This is a genomic window from Fervidobacterium islandicum, assembly GCF_000767275.3.
Lineage (GTDB): Bacteria > Thermotogota > Thermotogae > Thermotogales > Fervidobacteriaceae > Fervidobacterium > Fervidobacterium islandicum.
Window position 1 is genome coordinate 1,452,363 of sequence record NZ_CP014334.2, and the last position, 20,671, is coordinate 1,473,033.

Below are 20,671 nucleotides of genomic sequence, written 5' to 3' on the forward strand. Positions count from 1 at the left end.
CTCCCATTCTAAGTTTACCACGGCTTTTTGCTTCTTGAAAGCATAGAAAGTTACATTAAAACATTTTTATTATGCCACTTCAAACTATGTTTTCACAAAAGCTTCGTGCTATTCAATTTTGCTCTCAAATATGGTAGAATATTAAAAAAAAAGCAAGAAAGCAAAAGAGGTGCAAAAATCGATGCCAGTGAAATCTAAGGAAGAAATCATAAATGAGATAAGAGAGGTTGCAAATCAGTATGGCATGGATTTTGTTGTAGCGTTCTCTGGAGGTATGGACAGTACAGCTGCAGCATTGCTGTGTGCCGAGGCACTTGGAAAAGAGCACGTTGAACTTGTTCATGTAGTCTACGGCCCATATACGTATTCTAACGCCTTGAAAATAGTTTCTGATTTTGCAAAAAACCACGGTTTCAAGCTTACATTCGTTGAAAATTTCGGACAAGAGAAAATCTGGAAGACAGGGCCATCCTGTAACATGTGCACGAAAACGATCAAGATGGGAACCGTTTTGAAATACGCAAATGGTCGTATAGTTGTGACCGGCTCAAATTTATCAGACACTTGGGGAAAAACAGGCTTAAGAGTATTCAACGGAATGTACGCACCTCTTGGTGATTTGACCAAGGATGAAATAAAAGCGATTCTTGACGACTACGGTGTAGGTATCCGAAGAATCGGAGAACACGCTACTAGGGAAGGCTGCAAACTCAAGCACTTACTGAAACCCATGACAAATCCCTCTTATCACGGACAGGCAACAGTTGTTGCAAATGAGTTGGTCTTGAAGTACTTCCCTCAAGGAAATGAGATTGCGAATGTTAAGATAATCGGTCCGCTATCTAAGAACATCGCGGTCATCAACGTCAAACCTTTCAGAAAGGAGGTTTATGATTTAGCTGAAGAGTTGAGAAAAATTGAAGTAATTGACGAAGTGGTTGTCGCTGACAGGCCTTTGGTTTTGGTAGCTGTTGCAAATCCGTCGATTTACAGAGTTGAGGAATCAAGATACTGGATAGCTGAAGGCAAACTAAAGCCGGAATTTGCCGTACCAATCAAGGTTGAATGGCACGAAACGAAAAACAACAAACTCAGAACTTTTCACGTTGTGGAGGTGCGTGAATGGACGACATACGAGAACGAGAAAGAAGAATACTGGGAGAACTTCAAGAAAAACTCGGATATCATTTCAAAGATCAAATGCTCTTGTTCAATGCCCTCTGCCATTCCAGTTACGCCTACGAAGTGAACCAACTCGGGAGGAATATAAAGAACAACGAAAGGTTGGAATTTCTAGGAGATGCTGTAGTAGAATTGGTCGTCTGTGATATACTATATAACAAATACCCAGAAGCAACAGAGGGAGAAATGGCAAAGACTAAGGGAGCCGTTGCCAGCGAAGAAGTTCTTACCGAGATAGCCAGCCAGTATGAACTCGGTAAGTACATCTTCCTTGGCAAAGGCGAAGAGAAAACTGGCGGTCGAACAAGGAGTAGTATAGTAGCTGACACTTTTGAAGCGGTCTGTGCAGCTATCTATCTTGATGCTGGATTGGCAAAAGTAAAGGAGATTTTCGGTGGAAAGTTTGAAAAAGCCATTGAAGTCTTTCTGACAGGGCAAAGGATTTTTGATTATAAGACCGCTCTGCAAGAGATTACACAGGAAAAGTACAGAGAGTTACCTGAGTACAGAACTGTTAAACAGGATGAAAATGGAAGATTCGTAGTCGATCTGTATCTGCAAGGTCAAAGGGTTTCAACGGGCACAGGTGCATCAAAGAAGGATGCGGAAAAGGATGCAGCAAAAAAGGCCTATGAAATACTGACTTCTAATCAAGAAGACAAGAAGAATGGTGATTAAGTATTGAAAAAGGCTGGTAAAATCTCTTGGGGGGATTCCTATCGACATTGGAGCTTTACTGAAAACTTTTGAAGATTACCTAAGACATGTGAGACGAAGTTCAGAAAATACAGTAAAGGCTTATATGAAGGATATTAAAAGGTTCTTCGAATACCTTGGAAAGTCCCCAAAGGAAGTTGAACGTACAGATGTTGAAAAATTCGTAAAAGCACTCTCAAAGGGTGATATAACTGGGGAAACGGTAACTGAGTCGACGGTCTCGCGGTATATCTCTTCGCTTAGAACGTTTTTCGATTACCTCGAACTGATAGGCGTCGTTGAAGAAAATCCAATGGAACGGGTTAGACATCCAAGGCTGAGGAAGAAGATACCGAGCTTTTTGACACTCGAGGAAGTTAAAGCTTTACTTTCTGTTTACGATGAAGAACGAAAGCTTAAGTATAAAGCCATAGTTTCACTTTTGTATTTCTGTGGGCTTCGAGTCAGTGAGCTTTGCAATTTGCGTGTCGAGGATGTTTCGTTCTACCCACCGTACGTCAAAGTTATAATGGGTAAGGGGAACAAAGACAGGTTGGTTCCTATAAGCGAAAATGTCGTCCCATTGTTGGAAAGATATGTAGAAAAGTACAAGCCGAAGATCTATTTCTTCGAAAATAAAGGTCAACCGTTACACCCTTCGACGGTCTTTAGAATTGTCAAGAGAGCAGCGTTGCGTGCTGGAATAACAAAGCGTATCCATCCGCACACGTTGAGACATACCTTTGCAACACACTTAGTTATGAACAACGTAAACGTCAAGATTGTCCAGGAATTGCTGGGACACGCAAATTTGAGTACTACAAGCATATATCTGCACGTTGCTGACAAAGAAAAGTTCGATGCGGTGAAAAAATTAGTTATTTAAGAAAGAAGAAAGAGGGTATCTGTTTGGAAACACAAGAAAACAGGAAAAGTCAAGTTCAGACGCAGAACGTTGAGAACATGAGAGCCAACACAACAAGGGTTAATGTTACAGGAGCTATTCGTGAATACGACAGGGAAAATTTCATATCTGAGATAGAATCACTCCTTGGAAGGCAACTTGGAGACGAGGAGAAAGATGTGGTTTTGCACGCTTTCGACATGGCGGAAGTTGCTTATCGCGGACTGTACAGAAAGTCTGGAGAACCTTTTATAACCCATCCTATAGAAGTCGCAAAGATAATCGCTTCTTTGAAACTCGATATAGATAGCATAGTGGCTGCGTTGTTGCACGATGCAATTGAAGATAGCGAAGGCCGAGTGACTTACGAGATGATAGAAAAGGCATTCGGGGCAGACATCGCCAAGATAGTAGACGGTGTCACAAAGGTCAGCAGGATAAACGCACCTGTTGGGAATGTTGAGCAGAAGAAAAAGCTTGAGACCATTCAAAAGATGCTATTTGCCATGGCAGAGGACATAAGGGTGATATTTGTTAAACTCGCTGATAGGCTCCACAATATGCGCACAATCGATTTTGTGGAAGATGAGGAAAAGAAAAGATATAAGGCAATGGAAACGCTGGAAGTCTACGCTCCCATAGCACACAAACTTGGTATAAATGTCATTAAGTCCGAGTTGGAGGATTTGAGCTTTAAAGTGCTGCACTACGATGAATACCAGAAGATAAAGCAACTCGTCTCTCAAAAGAAGGTCGAACGAGAAGAAAGGTTAAAGAAATACATCCAACAACTCCAGACATCGTTCCAAGAGCACAACATAGATGCAATAGTTGAAGGAAGGTATAAACATTACTACAGCATATGGAAAAAGATGATTCAAAAAGGTAAAGATTTCAACGAACTGTACGACCTCATGGGTTTGCGAGCGATTGTCCCCGATGTCACAACGTGCTACACCGCCGTTGGCGTGGTCCATAACCTTTGGGTGCCATTACCAGGAAGGTTCAAGGACTACATCGCTGCGCCGAAATCAAATGGCTATAGATCAATTCATACGACGGTTATCACCCAATTTGGCGAACCTTTGGAAATCCAAATCCGTGACAAGCAGATGCACGAAGAGGCTGAATACGGTCTTATCGCACACTGGGCTTACAAAAGCGGAGAAGCGATTGTAGATATAAAACAAAAGTGGATCTTAAGGCTTGCGGAATGGCGTAAGGAACTCGCCCAAGGCTATGCGAGTATAGAAGATTTGAAAAAGGAATTACAGATGTCAGAAGTGTTCGTTTTAACTCCCAAAGGGGAAATCATCCACTTGCCTTACGGTGCTACTCCTATAGACTTCGCCTACGCCATACACACAGAAGTAGGCCACCACTATGCGGGCGCCAAGGTGAATGGGAAAATCGTGCCCATTGACTATCAGTTAAACAACGGAGATGTGGTAGAAATTATAGTCAACAAATCTTCGCCGGGCCCGAGCCTCGATTGGCTCCGGTATGCGAAAAGCCCTAGAACAAAGGCAAAGATCAAAAGGTTCTTCAAAGAAAAGGAAAGAGAGCAACTCATTGAGAGAGGAAAAGACGTTCTTCGCAGAGTCGCGAAGAAGATGAACATCTCTATCGAGGACCTGCTGAATAAGCCGGAGATTAAGAAATACATAAGTGCTCACCAAATCGATGAAGAAGAGTTCATAATTCGACTCGGAGACAAAACGATAACACAGGAAGAACTGCTCTTGATAGTCGGTTTCAAAGAACCTCCGAAAAAGAAGGTAGCAAAGGCAAAGAAAAAGAGTACAGGCTCTCTTGTCATAGTGGATGGCCTTGCAACACTTGAAACTCTGTTTGCAAAATGTTGCAACCCGATTCCGGGGGATAAGATCGTCGGAGTTTCCAGTAAGAGGGGAATTGTGATCCATAGATCGAATTGTCCGAACGTTGCTTCCCTTGGACCGGATAGGAAGTTCCCAGCCATTTGGCGCTCGGATATAACCGCTCAGTTCGGCGTTTTGGTGAAGCTGGAACTCGATAAGAAGGAACGTGTTCCAGAGTTACTTTCGAAAACAATGGAAAAGAAAATTGAAGTCAGAAATTTCAAATTCGAATCCGTAGAAGACGATTTTGTGATTATATCGCTCAGTGTTACAGTTAAATCTCTTGAGGAACTGGAGGATATAATGGAATACTTCAAATCATCCCCGGGAGTTAGAAAGGTGGTTCGCGGATAAGATGCGTGCGGTTGTTCAAAGAGTATCAAAGGCAAGTGTTACTGTGGAAAACGAAATCGTCGGGAAGATTTCGACCGGTGTTACCGTTTTGCTCGGAGTTGGGAAAGACGACACTGAGGAGGATGCGAAGTACTTAGCTGAAAAAATCGTCAATCTAAGGATCTTCGATGATGAAAATGGGAAGATGAACCTCTCTCTGCTCGATGTGAAAGGGGAAGCTTTGATTATATCACAGTTCACACTTTACGGTGACTGCCGAAGGGGTCGAAGACCTTCGTATTCCGATAGTGCATCTCCCGATCTGGCAAAAGCCCTTTATGAAAAATTCATAGAACTGGTGAAAAGCTATGGTGTCCATGTGGAAACCGGTATTTTCGCTGCCCACATGCTTGTTGAAATACAAAACGACGGACCAGTCACGTTGTTACTCGACTCAAAGAAGGTATTTTGAGTATATTTGGTGAGGATAGTGAACCTATGACTGAAAGAGCAATTGAAACAGAGAGTGAATTTATCGTTCAAAATGATGTAAAAGGTTGCCATTTACTCCACGTGTGCTGCGCACCTGATTTGGTTATTTCATATTTGTCAGGTGCCCGTGGTGATATTTTCTTTTACAATCCGAACATCCATCCAAAAAGCGAATACGAAAAGCGGTACAACGAAGTGTTCAAAGTCGCCTCTTTATTTCAGATGAATGTTATCCAAGTTCCGTACGACCCTGAACGATTTTTCAAACTCACAAAAGGATTGGAAAAAGAACCCGAAGGCAGTCCAAGGTGCGAAATCTGTATAAGGATGAGACTTGAGAAAACAATGGAGTACGCAAAACAGCACGGTTACAAGAGCGTTTCAACAACACTTACATCATCACCGAAAAAATCCGTGGAGATGATTAACAGAATCGGAAAGGAGTTAGAAAAACAACACGGTATTGAATTTCTACCAAACGTATATCGAAAAAGTCCGCTCTACAACGATGCACAAAAGCTTGTACGAAAACTTGGGATTTACAGGCAAAACTACTGCGGCTGCATCTACTCAATCAGGCACTCCGACGGAGAAACCGCTTGGAAAGTTACGAAAAGTGAGGTTGAGGTATGAAGATATACTACAATTTAGAAGAAGTTGAAGAAGAAAAAAGAAAGTACGCTTCCATCGCATTTGCATCGAAGGTCAGGGTGGAATATGATTCAGGCGGTGAAAAGCACGCATTTGTGCCCGTAAGTATCGGCGACTTTACTGTTCTTATCGAAATAAATGACGATAAAGAGGTATTTAATACGTTGCTCAACGAATACATCCGCAACTCTATTTTAAAGCACTTCACTTATCCTGAGGAAATAAGAGAACTTGCTAAGCATTTTCGCACTGAATTGAAACAGTTCAGGATATTGGTCGTAAAGTACAACACCGTCGAAGAAAAGGAATTCGCAAGGTACTCTTTATCTAATATAACCTTCGGTGTTGTATCGTACAACCACGTCGATATTCATCTACTACCGAGCAATGTAAAAGTAAGGCAAAAGCCCGGATACTGTCTTTCAAGTGTAGTTCAAAGACCTGAAGAAGGTTTGAGACAAGCGCTTTTAATAGCTCGATGGTTTGCAAGAGGAGCTTATAACGAGTTGCCGAGGCTAGCACTGGAAACCGACAACATTGACCTCGGGAAGTGGACTGATTTGGTGAAGTACGTACTTGTTGGAGATTTTGAGGAAAAGTATTTTTCTGGTATAATAAGAAAGCTGAATGAGTTCAGAACTGAGACGTACTTTGACCCATTTTCAAGACTTGAAACGGTTGCGCTTGGCATAATCGTCGCCAAGTCGAGGGGAGGAGGAGATTTTGAACCAGACAGTTACGATATCATTTAGAGCACTCACCGAAAACATAAAATTGGCAAGAGTTGTGATACACACGTTCCTAACATTCAGGGGCGTATTCGATAAGGACATATTTGATACAGAATTGGCCGTAAATGAGGCCATTGCTAATATAATTCAGCATACGTACAAAGGCGAACCAAACTACATTGTTATGACTATGAACTGGGTAGAGCCCAATACACTCGAAGTATTACTTCGCGATTTTGGCCCAAAAGTAGACCCTGCGAAAATCAAACCTCGGAACTTGGACGACATTAGACCCGGTGGACTTGGGGTTTACATCATCCAGCGCATTTTTGATGTAATGGAGTTCCGCGACGTAAGCGAGGGGAATCTGCTGTATCTTAAGCGTTCCTTCCTGATTCCTCCGAAAAAACCGGAGGATGGAACATCAAATAACGAAACTTTGAGAGAATACTGATTCTTTTTAGTTGGAGGAAAAAGTACAATGAGCTGGTTAATAGGCTTGTCAAAGAATCCATCTTTTATGGCTGCTTTTTTCGGCTTTCTATCTGCTCAGTTTATTAAGGTAATAATATACAAAGATTTTCGCGTCTTTGGTAGGTATGGTGGGATGCCAAGTGCACATGTTGCTACCACTTCAGCACTCGCATGGGCTGTAGGTTACACCACAGGATTCGACTCATCATTAACGGCTATAGCTGCAATCTTTTTAGCCATTACGACAGCAGACGCCGTTGGTCTAAGAAGGAATGTAGACCCGAATAAGGGACATACGCTTATGGAAGCTATCTATGGCTTTTTGCTTGGTTGGATTGTTGCACTGTTGACTGTCAAGTTCTATCGATGAGACTTGTTTATTTAAAGAAAGAGGTGAAATTTTGGTGGTCTTCTCACGAATGATTAAATTGAACGCTTTCATGCTCTTGCTTTTCGTATTTGTTTTGGCAAGCATTGTTGGTTTCGGTCAAGAAAATCAATCCAGCAATCAGATTCAAACACCAGAATGGTTTAAAAACGCGGTAGTTAAAAAAAGAGCAGGTATAAATTTAAAGACTGCGCCAGAATTCATAAACGACCTGTGGAGTGCGATATATACCATAAGTACAAAGTACCAAGTTCCGCCAACATTGATAGCTGCGCTAATCTCTGTGGAAAGTAACTTCGCCAATGTAAAAGGTGGTGGAGATGTTGTTGGTATGATGCAAATTTCGATTTCCACCGCCAAAAATATATCTAAGCTACTCGGTTTGGAACCACCAAAGAACGGATGGGATGAATTACTCACAAATCACTGGATGAACATAACGTACGGCACAGCGTATATTTCCTATCTTTACAAAAAGACAGGTAGTTTCCAAAAAGCACTAGAAATGTACAACAACGGCAAGAACAAAACATCATACGCTCAAATGATACTAAAGCAGTACGAGTATTATGAAGGTCTACACATCGCGGAACTTAAAAGTAAACAGCAGAACGCTTCTCCAAATACCTCTGATTACGCTTCGCTATCAAACAGTGCTACACAAACAGACCTATTCGAACAAATTTTGTCGAATCCAGCACCAAGTGCTACAGAAACGGCGAATGCTTCTAACACATCAACGAATAGTTTAACGGGGTCGCTTTCTAATTCGAACGGCGGTAGTACAGATAAACTACCACCTCTTTTTGGGGTAACAGACAACAAAAAGTGAGAAAAAGTACTTTTCGAGGTGTGTCTGATGGGCAATGAAATCATATTAAAGGCTGAAAATCTCTGTTTCTCCTACCCGAACTTCAAACTGAAAGATATAACATTTTCTGTCCGAAAAGGTAGCTTTTTCGGTATCATCGGTCCCAACGGTTCAGGAAAAACAACTTTGCTCTCCCTGATCATGAAATTTCAAAGACCAGAAAGCGGTAAGATTACTGTTAATCACAACGATGTGTCTAAACTTTCGCACAAAAAGATTGCCCAGTTAATAGCATATATTGCGCAAGATTTCAATCCAGCATACGATTTCACGGTTGAAGAACTTGTTGAAATGGGTGGCATTGCTCGTTCCGTACACTTTTTTGAAACACCTGTCTACGAAGAAGAACTCGAGAACGCACTTAGGACCGTTGATTTGCTTGAGTACAGAAAAAGAATATTTTCTACCTTAAGTGGAGGTCAACAGCGCAGGGTTTTGATCGCACGTGCGATATATCAAAACACGCCTATCATTATTGCAGATGAATTGGTTAATCACCTTGATCTGGGCCAAGCTGTCAAAGTTTTGGACTACTTAAAGCAACTTACCAAAAACGGGAAGACAATAATTGCAACATTCCACGACATATCATTAGCCGCGAAATACTGCGATGAAATATGCGTTATGAACGATGGAAAAATCGTCGCCATGGGGAAACCTCAAGAAGTGATAAGGAAAGAAATCATAGACAGTGTTTACGGAATTTCCGTTCATATACTACGTCATCCGGAAAATGATTATCCTGTTATTCTAATATAGCAGTTGTCGATGTTAGATTTTCTCTTCTGCTTCGAGTCACTTAGCAAGTTTTCGTTACATTTGTCTTTTTTTCTTAACGTTGACTTTCTAAAAACGAGTGTGGTAATATAATGCTGTAGGAACTCAAAAACCTTTAAACTCGTCCAGCGAGGCGAGAAAGGAGGAGAAAAGATGGAAAAAGACGTCATTTTTGGTAATTCTGAACCGGCAAATGATGTTTCTTCTGCTTCCAACGTTACCCACCGAATTGATTTACCTGCCTCAAAGAGATTTCTGCTTTCACTTCAACACTTCGTCGCTATGTTTGGTGCCACCGTTTTAGTTCCGCTCCTTACAGGACTTGACCCGCTTGTAGCACTCTTTACCGCAGGACTTGGAACACTGGTTTTCCACTTTTTAACTGGTGGTATCGTGCCCGTCTTCTTAGGTTCAAGTTTCGCTTTCATAGCTCCTGTCATATTAGTTAAAGAAAAATACGGAGATATACGTTACTCCCTTGGCGGAATCGTAGTGGCAGGCTCTGTTTATCTGATTTTCTCGTTGGTTGTAAAACTGTTGGGGACAAACATAGTGAAGAAACTATTCCCTCCTGTTGTAACTGGTCCAATGATAATGGTTATAGGTCTTGGGTTGAGTCCCGTTGCAGTCAACATGGCTTCTTCGAATTGGCCTATCGCATTCGTAGTAATCATTACCGTTATCGCATCTGCAACAATTTTCAAAGGTTTCTTCTCTCTTATCCCCGTCCTCACGGGTGTCTTTGTTGGATACATAACCTCGATCCTTTCACGTATAGTAGATTTCTCACCTATAGTAAACGCATCGTGGTTCTCAATTCCAAATTTCACCTTCCCAAAGTTTGATGCTGGAGCGATTAGCCTGATAGCACCTGTTGCATTCGTTACAGTGATGGAACATATCGGAGATATAACAACGAATGGTGCAGTTGTCGGAAAGAATTTCTTTGAAAAGCCAGGTATCCACAGAACACTTCTCGGAGATGGCTTGGCTACGATGATTGCAGGACTTCTTGGAGGACCTGCTAACACAACTTACAGTGAAAATACAGGAGTATTAGCTATCACCAAAGTGTACGACCCATCTATCTTGCGCGGTGCAGCTCTCCTTGCCATGCTCGTTGCCTTTCTGTCAAAATTCGGTGCGGTTCTCCAGACTATACCTACTCCTGTAATTGGTGGTGTAAGCTTGATCCTTTTCGGTATGATCGCATCTATTGGTGTGCGCACGCTCGTTGAGGCAAAAGTGGATTTCTCGAAATCCAGAAATCTGATCATTGCCGCACTTATCCTAACACTTGGTATAGGTGGGGCAAGCATCAAAATAGGTGTCGTTGAGCTAAAAGGTATGGCTCTTGCTGCAATCGTCGGTATTATAGCTAACCTTGTAATTCCAGAGAAATTAGAAAAATGATAGAAAAAGAAAGCCGCATAAAGCCGTGGGGGATTTAAGAAATGTTTGGATCGACTGAGAAAGTTGCACACTCCTTACCTATCAAGACCGTTGGTATTATAGGTGGAGGACAGCTTGGAAAGATGTTAACACTGAAGGCAAAAGAGATGGGTTTAAGAATCATTGCGCTCGATAAAGATCCAAGCTGTCCGGTTTCCTCGATATGCGATGAGTTAATAGTTGGCTCACTCTACGACAAGGAGAAGTTGTTGGAACTTGCAAAGAAGTCAGATGTGGTTACATACGAAATTGAGCACACCGATACCGAGACTTTAAAATGCATCGAGCAAGAAGGAATAAACATTCTCCCATCACCTGCCCTCCTTGAACTAATAAACGATAAGCTCAAGCAAAAAGTCCATCTGATAAGTCACGGCATCCCCACATCAAAACTGATATGTGAGGTCAGTAAAGAAGAAACTGTTGCTTATAAATCAAAAAGAAAGCAACTTCCACAATTTCCTTTAGTTCAAAAGGCAAGAAAGGGCGGTTACGACGGGAGAGGGGTTGCGGTAATCAGAAACGAAAATGACTTACATAAGGTCTTAGAAACCGATTCCTTCTTTGAAGAATTCATCGAAATAGAGAAGGAAATCGCCGTCTTAGTCGCTCGAGACCTTGAAGGTAACGTGGAGTCATATCCGGTGGTTGAGATGGTATTTGATAGTAGGTCGAACATCCTAGACATGCTCATTTCACCTGCTCGGATACCGGAAGAAATTTCAGAAAAGGCAAAGAGGATCGCATTTGATGTTATTAATTCTTTTGTCCTTTCCAATTTAAAAGCTGTGGGGGTTTTTGCCATCGAGATGTTCCTTACCAAGAGCGGAGATATACTTGTAAACGAAATCGCACCGAGAGTTCATAATTCCGGTCATCACACAATCGAATCGTGTTACACAAGCCAGTTTGAACAGCATCTCAGAGCCATCGCAGGCTTACCGTTGGGTTCCACAAAACAGCACTCACCTGCCGTTATGATAAACTTGCTCGGTGAACCTGGCTACTACGGTAAACCAGCCATCGTTGGGCTCGAGGAAATCTTAAGAACCGACGGAGCCTATCTGCATTGGTATGGGAAATCTACAACAGGCCCGTTTAGAAAAATGGGACATGTAACTATAATCGACGAAAGTTTAGATTCTGCAATTGGAAAAGCAAAAAGATTAAAAGATAGTGTTAAGATTATCTCAGAAGGTTCTGAATAAACGCATATTTCGAGGTGATGTATCTTGAATAACGTTGACAACGTTCAAAAGCCGCTTGTTGGTATAATAATGGGTAGTGACTCTGATCTTGCTATCATGAAAGAGGCTGCGCAAGTGCTTGAAGAGTTCGGTGTTCCATATGAAATCACTATTGTATCAGCCCACAGAACTCCTGAAAGGATGTTCGAATACGCAAAAACGGCAGAAGAAAGAGGCATAGAAGTGATAATAGCGGGCGCAGGCGGTGCTGCGCACTTGCCCGGAATGACCGCATCGATAACAACTTTACCCGTGATAGGTGTTCCTGTGAAAGGTTCCAATCTGGAAGGGCTCGACTCACTGCTTTCGATCGTCCAAATGCCAAAAGGTGTACCAGTTGCCACCGTTGCTATCAACAACGCAAGAAATGCTGGTCTACTCGCAATTTCTATACTCGGTGTAAAATACCCAGACCTTAGGGAAAAGCTAAAAGCCTACAAGGAACGCATGAGGCAGGAAGTAGTTGAGAAGGCTTGTGAATTAGAAAGGTTGGGATATTTGGAATACCTAAAATCTAACTCTCAGAGGTGAACAAGGATGTCCGGAACGTTTTTGTACGAAGGAAAAACGAAAATTGTTGAACTTTCGGAAGATGGCCAGAGCGTTATTTTAACGTTTAAGGACGATATTACCGCTGGGGATGGCGCAAAACATGATGTTCTGACTTCAAAAGGGCAGTTCTGTTCAGAAACCACCGCACGGTTGATGCATTATCTAAACACCAAGGGCGTCTACACGATGTTCATCAACTACATCCCACCTAACAAAATCCGCGCGCGTAAGTTAAAGATGATACCTCTTGAGGTTATTGTAAGATTCAAGAAAGCTGGTTCCTTTGTGCGAAGGTACGGGGGAACGGAAGGGGAAGATCTACCTGAAGCTCTTGTGGAATTCACTTACAAGAGCGATGCCATGCACGACCCATTGATGTGCGTTGAACATCTCGAAGTGCTCGGTATTTTGGACAGAGAAAATGCCGTCAAGATTATCAATCAAGCCAAGCAGGCAGCTAATTTTTTGAAGGAATTCTTCTCCTTGCATGGATTTGAACTCTGGGACATAAAGTTCGAGTACGGTTTCGACGAGGCTGGGAATATCTGTCTTGGTGATGAGATATCACCGGACACGATGCGCCTTAGAAAAGCTGGAGAGATTTTTGACAAAGACATCTACAGAAGAGACCTTGGAAATCCCATGGAAAAATACGAGGTGGTGTTGAACTTATGCAGAAGTATACTTTTGTAGTCGATATCCAGTACAAAAGCAATGTGCGTGACCCAAGGGGAGAAACTATAAAAAGGGTGCTCAACGAGGAGTATTCCATACCAGTAAGTTCCTTGAGATTAGGAAAATCTATACATCTCGAGGTGGAAGCAGAAAATGAAGAAGAGGCAAGGCTTTTGGTAGAAAAGGCTTGCAAAGAACTTCTGGTTAACCCCGTTACGGAAACATATGAGGTGAGACTGATATGAACATCCCGAAAGCCCAGGTAGTTGTCTATCCTGGGAGCAACTGTGATAGAGACGCCCTTTGGGCCTGTAAATACGTCGGCTTTGATGCAGAATTCATAGATATCCACTCAGAAATCGACGCTGATTTGCTGGTTCTACCTGGTGGATTCTCGTACGGAGATTATCTGCGAGTCGGGGCAGTTGCGGCGCGTGAACCAATAGCTCAAAAGATAAAAGATTTTGTTAGCCGTGGGGGGCTTGTTATTGGCATCTGTAACGGCTTTCAGATACTCGTAGAAATGGGACTTTTAGACGGAGCGCTTCTTCAAAATTCCAACGGCCGATTCATATGTAAAATCGTCGATTTAGAAGTTGTGGATAATTCAACGCCATTTACCAGCTACTTCTTAAAAGGTGAACGAATCAAACTACCCATAGCTCACGGTTTTGGAAGGTACGTCAAGGTAGACGATGTTAACGTAGTTATGAAATATGTGGAAGATGTCAACGGAAGCGACGAGCTGATAGCAGGGATAACTAATGTTAACAAGAACGTCTTTGGTTTAATGCCGCACCCGGAACGTGCGATGGAAAAGGTACTCGGCTCAGACGATGGATTGAGGGTCTTTTTGTCGGCATTTAATTACATCAAAACTAACGGTGGTGTTAGGGGATGAAGTACTTAGACGTCCTTGAATCGAAATTGGGGAGAAAAGCAACAAGGGAAGAGATAGAAGCGTTTACCGTGATGTGGAGCGAACATTGTGGGTATTCCCATACAAAAGGCTATATAAGACAGCTGCCAAAAGTTGGAGCTGGAGGTAATGCCGGGATAATAACGCTCGATGACTATCATTTCTTAGCTTTCAAAGTCGAGAGTCACAATCATCCAAGCGCAATTGAGCCTTTCAACGGCGCAGCAACTGGGGTGGGGGGAATTATTCGCGACGTGCTCGCCATGGGCGCACGACCAACGGCGATTTTGGATTCTCTTCATATGGATAGAATAATAGACGGAATCATCGAAGGTATATCCGACTACGGAAATTCCATTGGTGTTCCAACCGTCGGTGGAGAACTGCGCATATCGAATTACTACAAACACAATCCTCTCGTTAACGTTATGGCCGTTGGAGTGGGTAAAAACGAACACCTCATATCTTCTAAAGCTTCCAAACCCGGACAAGTTATTGTCATATTTGGTGGAGCTACCGGCAGGGATGGAATACACGGTGCGTCTTTTGCCTCAGAAGATTTAACAGGTGAAAAGGCCACAAAACTTTCCATTCAGGTAGGAGATCCATTTGCTGAGAAGTTGCTAATAGAAGCGTTTCTTGAGATGGTGGAAAAAGGGCTCGTTGAAGGTGCGCAAGACCTTGGCGCTGGTGGCGTGCTGTCCGCCACAAGTGAACTCGTTGCACGTGGTGGATTGGGTGCCGTTGTACATCTTGAAAGAGTTCCTCTTAGAGAATCTGACATGTTGCCAATAGAAATCCTGATAAGCGAAAGTCAAGAACGCATGGCGGTTGTCACATCAGCGGAAAAGGCAGAAGAAGTTTTGAGGATAGCAAGAAAACATCTGCTCTTTGGTGATATTGTTGCTGAAGTTACCGACAATGGAAGGTACGTGGCTAAGTATAAAGATGAAGTCATACTTGATGTACCAGCAAAACTGTTAGAAGAATCACCTGAGGAACCAATTTACGATTATACACCTGCACCTTTCAGAAAGTTCAGATGGATCAGATTCAAGAACGTTGATGCACACGATGTGTTTGAAAGGTACGACTACATGGTAGGGACCGACACAATACTACCACCAGGCTTAGGACCTGCGGTAATGAGGGTCAAGAGCTCAGCGTTAGGATATTCACTCGTAATCCATAGCCGAGCCGATTTAGGCGCACAAGATCCATACTGGGGTGCATACATAACCGTACTGGAAGCCATTAGAAAGACCTTATCTGTTGGTGCAAATCCTGTTGCGATAACCGATGGTATAAACTACGCAGATCCAGACATCGAACCACTGGGCTTGGCAGGACAGATGAAAGGGCTAAGAGACGCTTGTGAGCGATTCGACGTTCCCGTAGCCTCGGGAAATGCTTCACTGTATAACACTTACAAAAAGAAAGGGATACCTCCAACATTGGTTGTTGGCATGGTTGGGAAAATTGAAAACTTGAACATCCCAAAGCCTTCCAAAGGTCCCGTGTACGCAGTCGGTTATCCTGACTTTTCATTCGACCGGGAAAAGAAACTTCAAGAAGAGATAACCAAACTGGTAAGAAAAGGGCTCTTCGTAATATCAATGCATGATTACTCAAGAATGACAACATTCAAGAATGCTTTATCAAAACTCGGACTCAATTTAAGAATCCAGACGCCAATAACAGAGGCTGTACATCAAATGGTTATTGTGTTTGGCGAGCCAAAAACAGAATTACCAGTTCGAAAAATTGGTTTTTGCTACTGAGAATTACTCTGAATAAATCTTTTTTAACCTAACCTTCGCGGCGCATCAGCGCCGTTTTTTGTTCAGAATAACAATTAAAAATTCTATGGAACTTTTTTTAACAAATCGTTATATAATAGATTTTGATTACCATCCTGTTCTTCAACCTTTGGAAGGGGGGATACTGATGAAAAGGTTATTCACGATTATTGCGGTTTTCATGATGTTAGTGATCATCCAACTTCCGATGTTTGCCGAAACCAGTTCCGGCCATCATCACGAAGAGGGTGAAGAGTGTGCCTGTGAAGTTGCTGAGTCAAGGGATATAACCATAGCAGAGAAAGAGTTACAAACTATCGATGAAGAACTAACAGCAAAGATTTCAGAACTGGAAGAGCTTACCAACATGTTGTACGAGCTCATTTCAACTAAGCTTAGCATCGAAGATTTCGAGATGTTCTCCAGTGAGCTCGAGCTCAGGTTATCCGAGGTCGAGCAAAAGCTTTTGAACGTGGAATCAACCATCGAAACGGGGCTTCCAGCAGTGCGCGATATGATTTACGAAATTTCTTCGAATTTGGATTCTTTGGAGAATCGGTTAACGGAATACATTAACGTTGCTACGGCACAATCAGTCGAGGAGGTAAAGACGACCGTCTTGGATGAAGTGAACACAAAACTCGCCGATATCGAAGTTACTTTGGATATCCATGACTCCGACATCCTGAAGATCTACGATTTGCTCGGAGAGGTTTCCGAAAAGCTGTCCTTACTTGAAGACACAATTAAATCACTTACGGAAATGAAAGATGCCACAAAGAGCGAAGTCTTTGACGAATTGAGCCCTATACTAGATGACCTACAAGTTGCTCTAAATATACACGATTCTGACATTTTAAAACTATATGACATCACATCAACACTGACTGAGGAAATAGCATCGATAGAAGAATCTATAGCGAATATCCTTCCACTTCAGGAGTCCCTCGAAACGGTCTCACTTAGATTAGACATGCACGATCAAGACATCGTAAACATCTATGATGCACTATCCACAAAGGCTAACGTCTCGGACGTTGAAGAGCTCACCGTTAGAATCGAGAACCTGGAAAGTGTCGTTGGGACACTGGGAAATTCGAATATTGAAGACAGGATATCCCTACTTGAGGAATACGCTAATATGATATACGACACCATGAGTACCAAACCGTCGCTTGAAGATGTTGAGCAGATGATAATTCCGGTAAAAGAAGAGATGGACAACATTTCGGTGTCATTGAAAACCGTTGCTGACAAAGTTAGCGCTCAGGATGTTGATATTGTCAAACTATATGGATACGTGACACAACTTTTCAACGAGGTGCAGAAACTGTCAGGAAGGATTTCTCTGATTGAAACAATGGTAAGGGAACTATATCAAAAAGAAGGGAAATAAAAACCCAAGAAGAATAAATGAAAGCCCGGGAATCCCCGGGCTTTCGCTTTCTAATTATTAAAAACACCTGGTCTGGGCGGTGGGACTTGAACCCACGACCACCAGATCCCGATTCTGGCGTTCTAGCCATCTGAACTACGCCCAGAACTTTAGATACCTAAACATCCCAAATCCTTTGTTTATTTTACCACACAGGTTCAACTTTATCAAGATTTTTTGAAATTTTTTTCTTTCCATATTCTTGTCTAAGGAATTTTTGTGTTATAATAAGTTTGTAAATCTAAAATTTACCTGATATGAACAAGAATTAACTTTTTCAAACTCCTTCAAAGATTATTAATCTTGGAGGCTTAGAGATGGAGAGAACGAAGATTTTAATAGTTGACGATTCGAAAACTGTTCATTCAGAACTTACAGCTATTTTAAGTGATATTTATCTGAATGGTAAAGTTTTAGATATAGAACATGCCTATGGGTTTGAAGACTTCCGGAAGATTTTTGTTCCTGAAAAGTATGCACTGGTCATTACCGATTTGGTTATGGAGCGCGATGATTCTGGAATCCAAGTTATAAATCACATTAGACATACGTATAACGATAAAAGAACCAGAATAATCCTTATGACCGCAAATCCCGAGAAGATACCCTCTGATTTATTAACAAAAGATTATGATGTGAATGCATACCTTGAAAAGAATCATCTTTCGCCGTTTTCAATGAAGCTCACGGTTCTCTCCATGTTAAAGACATATGAGGATATAGTCTCGCTTGAGCGTGCGATAGTAACGTTAGAAAACGTAACAGCGAACGCAACCGAAATGAGCTTGGAAGAACTGCTCATAAATACGTTTTTCCAAGTTCGAACGTTTTTGTCTTTAAAAAGACCGGACATAAAATTGAACGGTGAGATCTTTGTTAACAACGAGCGTATTTTTCCACCAAAATTCATCAAGAGCGAGCCTCTTGAACATAGGTATGATTTCCAAACAAAAGTGCAGGAAAATAGAATTCTTTTTAACATATATTCATCGAAAGAGTTAAATACACTCGAAATATCTTATGTTAGAAGTCTTTTGAAGAATCTTCAAAGGTCAGTTATTTCGACGAGGTATCCGGATGTTGAGGAAGAGTTTGTCATAATGCTCTCAAAGGTTGTTGAAGCGAAATCTGAGGAAACAGGTGACCATGTAAATCGTGTCGCTGAGCTTTCTGGATATTTGGCAGAAGCCTTGGGATTCAACTCGAGTGACGCGAATTTGATTAAGAAGGCTTCTGCTCTACACGATATCGGAAAAGTTGGAGTTCCAGACTACATACTCAACAAACCTGAGAAACTCAACGATAAGGAGTTTGCCGTTATAAAAGAGCATAGCATGATAGGATTTGAGATATTGCGCGATTCAACTTTAAATGTTTTTGAAATAGGGGCTGTTGTTGCCTTAGAACACCACGAAAGATGGGATGGAACAGGTTATCCCTACGGATTGCAAGGCGAAGAGATTGCCATCGAAGCTCGGATCGTACAGGTTGCCGATGTATTTGAAGCGTTAACCCATGCCAGGTGTTATCGCCCAGCTTGGCCCGTTGAAAAGGCTGTGGAGTATATGAACGATATGAAAGGTCAGCAGTTTGATCCAAAGGTAGTTGAAGCATTCAACAAGCATTTAAAAGATATGATTGCGATAGTGACCTCTCGCTACAATGAAGAAGTTCGAAACTTTTGAGTCAGTACCTGTCTTCAATGAATTTCTGAATGTTTTTGATCGCCCTCGCAAAATCTTCTGGCAATCTCGCAATGAATTTTACTCGTTCACCTGTTCTTGGATGGTAGAACGACAGGCTTAATGCATGGAGCATCTGCCTATGAATGTCGAACTTCTCATCTTCCTTTGCCTTTCCATATACTTCATCACCCATTAATGGATGCCCGATGTACTTCATGTGCACTCTTATTTGGTGTGTCCTTCCTGTCTTTGGCCATGCAAAGACCAACGAGGCCAAATCCCCAAACTTCCTCACAACCTTGTAATATGTGAGTGCTGGTTTCCCGTAATTGCTTTGTGTCACGGTCATTTTAACTCTCAGTACAGGATTTCGCGCGATGCTTACGTCTATATCCCCTTCACTTTTCTCTGGCACACCTTTTACAAGGCAAACATATAGCTTTTCCGTAACTCTGTCTTTGAATTGTTTGGTTAAAGACTGGTGGGCCAAATCATTCTTGGCTATTACCATAACACCGCTTGTGTCTTTGTCGAGCCTGTGGACGATTCCGGGGCGTAGTACACCGCCAACACCTTGTAAGTCTTTGCAGTGGTATAATACCGCGTTAACGATGGTCCCTGAAGTATGTGACGGAATAGGATGGGTTATGATGCCAGGCTGTTTGTTGATTACAAGGATATCTCTGTCCTCGTAGATGATATCCAACGGTATATTCTCAGGTAGAATTTCTGGAATCTGGGGTTTCTGAGGTACCATCAAGGTAATTGTATCCCCAGACTTCACCTTGTAGCTCGGCTTCTTCAAAGTTCCATTCACCAGAACCTCGCCATTCTTTATCGCTTTCTGAATAAACGTTCTTGATATCCAGTCTGGAGTCTTCTCCATCACGAATTTGTCTAGCCGCCAACCGTCTTCCCTGCTTGTTACCTGTATATCCATCTTCTCCAGTTGCTGAGGCTCCGGCTGTAGCTCCTCCATTTCGTCCAGTTCTTCCAGTTCCTCCATATTCTCCATGTCCTCGAAGTCGCCCGTATATTCTCTCATATATTCCCTTCTCTTCCCTCCGGTCTTTTGTGCTCTCAATCGTACCTTTATTCTTCGCTTTCGATTCGGCGATTATCATCTGGATCATTATACCTATGCTACCGATTGTAATAAAGATATCGGCTACGTTTATTATGGTGGGCCAGTAGGTGAACGTTAGAAAGTCGACAACGTAACCGTACCGTATACGGTCAACTAAGTTCCCTAATGCACCACCGACGATGAATCCAATGAACATCTCTGTTAGTTTGCTAACTTTGAATACCAATGGTATCAGAGAGGCAATAACGGTGATAATCAAAGTGAGGTAGATGACTGCCTCTTTTACACCGGGAAATAATCCAAATGCAATACCTCGGTTGGTAGCGTAAGTGAAATGGAAAAAGCCGAGAAAGGTTTTAATCTCACCAAACCGAAGATACAACGTTGCCAGATGCTTTGTGATTTGGTCTAGCGTGAGAGAAAGAACTATCCAAAACATTT

21 protein-coding genes, 1 tRNA gene and 1 pseudogene are annotated in these 20,671 nt (G+C 42.2%); 20 read left to right on the plus strand and 3 right to left on the minus strand.

Annotated features, from left to right (window positions below; translation table 11 throughout):
- Window positions 1–181 precede the first annotated feature (181 nt).
- The 19 genes from NA23_RS06935 to NA23_RS07025 all read left to right on the plus strand — a co-directional run bounded on the left by NA23_RS06935 (window position 182) and on the right by NA23_RS07025 (window position 17,419).
- Complete coding sequence (locus NA23_RS06935) at window positions 182–1,249, plus strand: adenine nucleotide alpha hydrolase family protein (RefSeq protein ID WP_033191983.1); 1,068 nt, start codon at window positions 182–184, stop codon at window positions 1,247–1,249.
- Window positions 1,132–1,860, plus strand: a complete 729-nt coding sequence (rnc, locus tag NA23_RS06940) for a ribonuclease III (protein WP_084384124.1) — start codon at window positions 1,132–1,134, stop codon at window positions 1,858–1,860. Before NA23_RS06935 ends, rnc begins: the two co-directional genes overlap by 118 nt.
- Before the next feature lie 58 nt (window positions 1,861–1,918).
- The gene (gene xerA, locus NA23_RS06945) at window positions 1,919–2,764 is read left to right on the plus strand and encodes a site-specific tyrosine recombinase/integron integrase (protein ID WP_033191984.1); all 846 of its coding nucleotides are present in this window, start codon (window positions 1,919–1,921) and stop codon (window positions 2,762–2,764) included.
- Window positions 2,765–2,841: 77 nt separating this feature from the next.
- Complete coding sequence (locus NA23_RS06950; RefSeq protein WP_052107286.1) at window positions 2,842–5,016, plus strand: RelA/SpoT family protein; 2,175 nt, start codon at window positions 2,842–2,844, stop codon at window positions 5,014–5,016.
- 1 nt (window position 5,017) lies between these two features.
- Window positions 5,018–5,467, plus strand: a complete 450-nt coding sequence (gene dtd, locus NA23_RS06955) for a D-aminoacyl-tRNA deacylase (RefSeq protein WP_033191985.1) — start codon at window positions 5,018–5,020, stop codon at window positions 5,465–5,467.
- 26 nt (window positions 5,468–5,493) lie between these two features.
- Entirely contained in the window at window positions 5,494–6,120 is a 627-nt protein-coding gene (locus tag NA23_RS06960) for an epoxyqueuosine reductase QueH (RefSeq protein WP_052107287.1), read from the plus strand.
- On the plus strand, window positions 6,117–6,890 hold the full coding sequence (locus NA23_RS06965) for a DUF4940 domain-containing protein (RefSeq protein ID WP_033191986.1): 774 nt from the start codon (window positions 6,117–6,119) through the stop codon (window positions 6,888–6,890). Before NA23_RS06960 ends, NA23_RS06965 begins: the two co-directional genes overlap by 4 nt.
- Window positions 6,862–7,323 (plus strand): ATP-binding protein, encoded by a 462-nt coding sequence (locus NA23_RS06970; RefSeq protein ID WP_033191987.1) that lies wholly within the window; start codon window positions 6,862–6,864, stop codon window positions 7,321–7,323. The genes NA23_RS06965 and NA23_RS06970 overlap by 29 nt, the downstream gene beginning before the upstream one ends.
- A 27-nt stretch (window positions 7,324–7,350) precedes the next feature.
- Window positions 7,351–7,713, plus strand: a complete 363-nt coding sequence (locus tag NA23_RS06975; protein ID WP_033191988.1) for a divergent PAP2 family protein — start codon at window positions 7,351–7,353, stop codon at window positions 7,711–7,713.
- A 49-nt stretch (window positions 7,714–7,762) separates the two neighbouring features.
- The gene (locus NA23_RS06980) at window positions 7,763–8,563 is read left to right on the plus strand and encodes a transglycosylase SLT domain-containing protein (RefSeq protein ID WP_033192679.1); all 801 of its coding nucleotides are present in this window, start codon (window positions 7,763–7,765) and stop codon (window positions 8,561–8,563) included.
- A gap of 27 nt (window positions 8,564–8,590) precedes the next feature.
- Window positions 8,591–9,361 carry an ABC transporter ATP-binding protein gene (locus tag NA23_RS06985; protein ID WP_033191989.1) on the plus strand — a complete coding sequence of 257 codons (771 nt, stop codon included), beginning with the start codon at window positions 8,591–8,593 and terminating at the stop codon, window positions 9,359–9,361.
- Between the two features lie 171 nt (window positions 9,362–9,532).
- Window positions 9,533–10,792: a uracil-xanthine permease family protein gene (locus NA23_RS06990; RefSeq protein ID WP_145974461.1), complete on the plus strand. Its 1,260-nt coding sequence runs from the start codon at window positions 9,533–9,535 to the stop codon at window positions 10,790–10,792.
- A 41-nt stretch (window positions 10,793–10,833) separates the two neighbouring features.
- Window positions 10,834–12,039: a 5-(carboxyamino)imidazole ribonucleotide synthase gene (locus NA23_RS06995; protein ID WP_084384073.1), complete on the plus strand. Its 1,206-nt coding sequence runs from the start codon at window positions 10,834–10,836 to the stop codon at window positions 12,037–12,039.
- A 69-nt stretch (window positions 12,040–12,108) separates the two neighbouring features.
- Entirely contained in the window at window positions 12,109–12,609 is a 501-nt protein-coding gene (gene purE / locus NA23_RS07000) for a 5-(carboxyamino)imidazole ribonucleotide mutase (protein ID WP_033192682.1), read from the plus strand.
- Window positions 12,610–12,615: 6 nt separating this feature from the next.
- Window positions 12,616–13,323 (plus strand): phosphoribosylaminoimidazolesuccinocarboxamide synthase, encoded by a 708-nt coding sequence (locus tag NA23_RS07005; protein ID WP_033191990.1) that lies wholly within the window; start codon window positions 12,616–12,618, stop codon window positions 13,321–13,323.
- Window positions 13,302–13,550 carry a phosphoribosylformylglycinamidine synthase subunit PurS gene (gene purS, locus NA23_RS07010; RefSeq protein WP_033191991.1) on the plus strand — a complete coding sequence of 83 codons (249 nt, stop codon included), beginning with the start codon at window positions 13,302–13,304 and terminating at the stop codon, window positions 13,548–13,550. Before NA23_RS07005 ends, purS begins: the two co-directional genes overlap by 22 nt.
- On the plus strand, window positions 13,547–14,206 hold the full coding sequence (gene purQ / locus NA23_RS07015) for a phosphoribosylformylglycinamidine synthase subunit PurQ (RefSeq protein ID WP_033191992.1): 660 nt from the start codon (window positions 13,547–13,549) through the stop codon (window positions 14,204–14,206). The genes purS and purQ overlap by 4 nt, the downstream gene beginning before the upstream one ends.
- Entirely contained in the window at window positions 14,203–16,005 is a 1,803-nt protein-coding gene (gene purL / locus NA23_RS07020) for a phosphoribosylformylglycinamidine synthase subunit PurL (RefSeq protein ID WP_033191993.1), read from the plus strand. Before purQ ends, purL begins: the two co-directional genes overlap by 4 nt.
- A 166-nt stretch (window positions 16,006–16,171) precedes the next feature.
- Window positions 16,172–17,419: a coiled-coil domain-containing protein gene (locus tag NA23_RS07025; RefSeq protein ID WP_033191994.1), complete on the plus strand. Its 1,248-nt coding sequence runs from the start codon at window positions 16,172–16,174 to the stop codon at window positions 17,417–17,419.
- A gap of 68 nt (window positions 17,420–17,487) precedes the next feature.
- On the opposite strand, the gene NA23_RS07030 is transcribed toward NA23_RS07025, so the two are convergent.
- Window positions 17,488–17,564: transfer RNA gene (locus tag NA23_RS07030), tRNA-Pro, on the minus strand.
- A gap of 211 nt (window positions 17,565–17,775) precedes the next feature.
- Between NA23_RS07030 and NA23_RS07035 the strand changes: the two genes are divergently transcribed.
- Window positions 17,776–19,143: a response regulator gene (locus tag NA23_RS07035; RefSeq protein WP_033191995.1), complete on the plus strand. Its 1,368-nt coding sequence runs from the start codon at window positions 17,776–17,778 to the stop codon at window positions 19,141–19,143.
- Window position 19,144: 1 nt separating this feature from the next.
- On the opposite strand, the gene NA23_RS07040 is transcribed toward NA23_RS07035, so the two are convergent.
- On the minus strand, window positions 19,145–20,083 hold the full coding sequence (locus tag NA23_RS07040) for an RluA family pseudouridine synthase (RefSeq protein WP_033191996.1): 939 nt from the start codon (window positions 20,081–20,083) through the stop codon (window positions 19,145–19,147).
- Window positions 20,084–20,249: 166 nt separating this feature from the next.
- Window positions 20,250–20,669: pseudogene (gene lspA, locus NA23_RS07045) on the minus strand (signal peptidase II); the annotation flags it as partial.
- Window positions 20,670–20,671 lie beyond the last annotated feature (2 nt).